The following is a 3,984-nucleotide window of genomic DNA, read 5'->3' as shown; positions in this document are numbered from 1 at the left end:
GCGTCATCCAGTACGAGTTCGTCGACTGGCGCGAGCGCAAATCCGCCAACCAGATCCTCGACGACCTGCGCGGCGTGATGGCCGGCATCCCCGGCGTCGATGTCGAGGTGCGCGTGCCGGAAGCCGGTCCGCCGACCGGCAAGCCGATCCAGATCCGGCTGTCGGCCGCCGATCCGGCCGGGCTCGACGACAAGGCGCGGGCGGTCGCCGCACGCATCGCCAAGATCCCCAACGTCATCGACATTTCGGACGGCCTGCCGCCGCCCGGCGTCGACTGGGCGATCGAGGTCGATCGCGCCAAGGCGGCGCAATACGGCATCAGCCCGACTTCGGTCGGCACGGTGGTGCAGCTGGTGACCAACGGCCTCAAGCTGTCGGAATATAGGCCGGCCGGCGCCGACGACGCGGTCGACATAAGGCTGCGCCTGCCGGAAGACCGACGCACTCTGTCGACGCTTGACGAACTGCGTGTACAGACCTCGCAAGGGTCGGTGCCTATCTCGAACTTCGTCGTCAGGAAACCCGAGCCGACCGTCGGCATCCTCAACCGCATCGACGGCGCGCGTACCGTGGTCGTTCAAGCCAATGTCAGCGCCGGCGCGCAGGTCGCGGCGGTGCAGCAGGAGGTCACCAAGGCCGTCGCCGACATGGACCTCGGCAGCGGCATTCGCTGGAAGCTTGCCGGCTCCAACGAGGACAGCGCGGAAGCCAGCGCCTTCCTCGGCAAGGCCTTCGGTGCTGCGATCTTCCTGATCTTCCTGGTGCTGCTTGCGCAGTTCAACAAATTCACCAGCGTGTGGCTCGTGTTGTCCTGCGTGGTCATGGCGACGATCGGTGTGTTCCTCGGATTGCTTCTGACAGGCGAGGCCTTCGGCATCGTCATGTCGGGCATCGGCGTGATCGCGCTGGCCGGCGTGGTGGTGAACAACAATATCGTGCTCATCGACACCTATGACCGGCTGCGCGAGGAGGGTTGGGACAAGATGGACGCGGTGCTGCAGACCTGCCGCGAGCGTGCGCGGCCGGTGGTGCTGACGGCGGTGTCGGCCATCCTCGGCGTGCTGCCGATCGCCTTCGGCCTCGGTCTCGAAATCTTCCATCACGAGACGACGATCAACGCGCCGTCGACGCAATGGTGGATATCGCTGTCCTCGGCAATCGTCTTCGGCCTGTCCTTCGCCACGCTGCTGACGCTGGTGGTGACGCCCTCGATGCTGATGGTGTTCACCCGCGCCAAGGTGAAGCCCGGCCAGCGGCGCAACTGGCTCAGCCGCCTGTTCCGGCGCGGCAGGGGCGAGATGTCGTCGATCGGCAAGGCGGCGGAAGTGGCTGCCGAAGCGGAGATCACTTTCCCGAAGGCAGCTGAATAAGCTACTTTGTCACCGGCGGAGACCAAAGCCGTCCGGGGAACAACCGGGCGGCTTTTTGCATTGTTCCCTCGAGGTTCAACCAGACGGCGAGGGTTTTTCATGACGATCGGCACACTTCTCGTAATAATCCTGATCCTGATCCTGATCGGCGCGGTGCCGGCATGGCCACATTCGCGTGCCTGGGGCTACGGCCCGTCGGGCATCGTCGGCGTCATCCTGGTCGTGCTGCTGATCCTGTTGTTGATGGGTAGGATCTGAAGCTGAACGATGACGGCCAGGCCTTCCGAGGCCCGGCCGCTCCCTTCCTGCTCGACAGTCAAGCAGCCTGGCGCGAGACCTGCGCAATGGCGATGCCGATATCCTGCATGGCTTGCGCCACCGCCTGGTCGAGCGGGGTATGCGGGATTTCGCCGATGACCTGTTCTAGCCGGGTCGAAGCCAACCGGTGCGCCTCGAAGCGCAGATAGGACATGGAGACGATCTCGCGCCACATGGCCACGAACGGGCTGCCGGCGCGCAGCACCCACCAGGGCATGAAGGAGAGCTTCAGCTTGCGGCCGAGCGCCTTCTCGGCCGCGGCTTTCATGTCGAGATCGGTAATGGCGTGGCCGGGGAAGTTGATGGCTTCGAAGAAGCCCGTTTTGTCGAGGTTCTTCGCCAGGCCGACGAAGGCGACGGCGAAGTCCGGCAGGTAGGCCCATTCATGCGTCAGGTCGGCCGGGCCGGGCGCGGTGTAGACGCCTTTGTTCATCTTGGCGGCGACGACGAGGTCGAACCAGGAGCCTGAGCCGGTGCCGCCGAAGAAATCTCCCGCCCTGAGCACGATGGTGCGCACCCGGCCGGCTTCGGCCTCGTTGCGGAACAGCGCTTCCATAGCGCAGCGGATGCGGCCCTTCTCGGTGGTCGGATGGAACGGCGTCGCCTCCGTGATCACCTGCGGCATCGGCGAGCCGTAATTGTAGACCGTGCCCGGGAACAGATGCAGCGCACCGTTTTCGCGGCAGGCGGCCATGACGTTCTCGGCCATCGGCATGCACTTGCCCCAGTCGGTATAGATCGGGTTCAGGCCGTTGAAGACGATGTCGACGCCCTGCGTCGCGCGGATCAGGGATTCGCGGTCCAGCGCGTCGCCGGCGACGGCCGTGGCGCCCTTGAGCTCCGCCGGCACCTTGCCTGTGCGGGTGATGGCGCGGACGTCGAAGCCGGCATCGATGAAAGCCTTGCCGACCACGCGGCCGAGCCGGCCATTGGCGCCGAGGATTGCGATCTTGGTCATCTTGTTCTCTCCGTTGTTTGCGTTTGCCTGGCTAATCTGGTGCGTTCATCAGCGAATTGAAATTGACCTGTTTCGGCGATCTGTTATTCAAAAATGAATGAAGGAATTCGACTGGAACCTGATCAAGAGCTTCGTCGCGGTTGCCGAAACCGGCAGTCTTTCAGGTGCGGCGCGCAGGCTGGCGGCCAGCCAGCCTACGCTCGGCCGCCACATCGCCGAGCTGGAGGCAGCGCTCGGCGTGACGTTGTTCCGGCGCGGGCGGCGCGGCTACGAGCTGACGGAAGCCGGCGGCACGCTCTACGAGCGCGGCCGGGCGGTCAACGAGCAGGCCAATGCCTTTTCATTGCTGGCGCTGGGTGCGGTCGAGGCGATCGAGGGTACGGTGCGCATCGCGGCTAGCGAGGTGGTCGCCGCCTTCGTGCTGCCGGACATGATGGCGCGTCTCGGCGAGGAAGAGCCGGGCATCGAGGTCGAGATCGTCGCCTCCAACCAGGTCGAGAACCTTTTGCGCCGCGATGCCGACATCGCCATCCGCATGGTCCGGCCGGCGCAGAACGAGCTGGTGGCGCGCAAGGTCACCGACATTCCGCTCTGCCTGTGCGCGGCAAGCGCCTATCTTGACCGGCGCGGCCGGCCGGAAACGCCAGCTGATCTTGCCGATCACGCTTTGGTCGGTTTCGACCGCAGCGACGAGATCATTCGCGGCTTCACCGCGTTCGGCATTCCGGTCGGCCGCAGCCATTTCCGGTTCAGGACCGACAACCAGATCGTGCTCTGGGAGGCGGTGCGGACGGGAAACGGCATCGGCATCGGCCAGGAGCCGCTGGCCGACCGCGACCCGGACCTGGAAAAGCTGCTGCCGGACGTGCCCTTGCCGGTCCTGCCCGTCTGGCTCGCCATGCACCGCGACGTGCGCACCAGCATGCGCATCCGCCGCGTGGCGGATTTCCTGCATGAGGAACTGAAGCTTTACTCGGCCGGTACAGGTTCGGGGGCGAATTCGGCCCGGTGAGCGAGGCCCGCCATCAACAGCACGATGACCAGCAGCCCGGACAGCGCGACGAAGATCGGGCCGAAGCTCGAGTGCTCGGCGACGAAGCCGATCGCGGAGGGCGCCACCAGGATGCCGGAATAGCCCATGGTGGTGACGACGCTCATGCCGGTGCCAGACGACATGCCTTCCTGGTTGCCGCCGGCCGAAAAGATGATCGGCACCATGTTGGCGATGCCGAAGCCGCAGAAGGCGAAGGCGGCGATGGCGAGGTAAGGCGAGGGCGAAAGACCGGCGACCAGCATGCCGGCAGCGGCGACCAGCGCCGAGCCGCGCAAGGTCGACAC

Annotated in this window: 4 protein-coding genes and 1 pseudogene; 3 read left to right on the top strand and 2 right to left on the bottom strand. The window is 65.6% G+C overall.

The features are described from left to right. Together EOD07_RS25470 and EOD07_RS25465 are read left to right on the top strand one after the other, a co-directional pair. On the top strand, nt 1-1,370 hold a 1,370-nt coding region (locus tag EOD07_RS25470; protein WP_164772514.1), incomplete at its 5' end, for an efflux RND transporter permease subunit. 99 nt (nt 1,371-1,469) lie between these two features. Continuing rightward, the gene (locus tag EOD07_RS25465) at nt 1,470-1,628 is read left to right on the top strand and encodes a DUF3309 family protein (RefSeq protein WP_041011188.1); all 159 of its coding nucleotides are present in this window, start codon (nt 1,470-1,472) and stop codon (nt 1,626-1,628) included. A 58-nt stretch (nt 1,629-1,686) separates the two neighbouring features. On the opposite strand, the gene EOD07_RS25460 is transcribed toward EOD07_RS25465, so the two are convergent. After that, complete coding sequence (locus EOD07_RS25460) at nt 1,687-2,646, bottom strand: SDR family oxidoreductase (RefSeq protein ID WP_127237383.1); 960 nt, start codon at nt 2,644-2,646, stop codon at nt 1,687-1,689. Between the two features lie 97 nt (nt 2,647-2,743). On the opposite strand from EOD07_RS25460, the gene EOD07_RS25455 reads away from it, so the two are divergent. After that, nucleotides 2,744-3,658, top strand: coding sequence for a LysR family transcriptional regulator (locus EOD07_RS25455; protein WP_127237382.1), 915 nt, complete (start codon nt 2,744-2,746; stop codon nt 3,656-3,658). Here the strand turns inward: EOD07_RS25455 and EOD07_RS25450 are convergent. Continuing rightward, a pseudogene (locus EOD07_RS25450) lies at nt 3,616-3,984 on the bottom strand (MFS transporter); the annotation flags it as partial. The gene EOD07_RS25455 and the pseudogene EOD07_RS25450 overlap by 43 nt on opposite strands.

Source organism: Mesorhizobium sp. M2C.T.Ca.TU.002.02.1.1, from assembly GCF_003997225.1.
The sequence above is the reverse complement of the archived record's forward strand: the minus strand, read 5'-3'. Positions and strand labels throughout refer to the sequence as shown.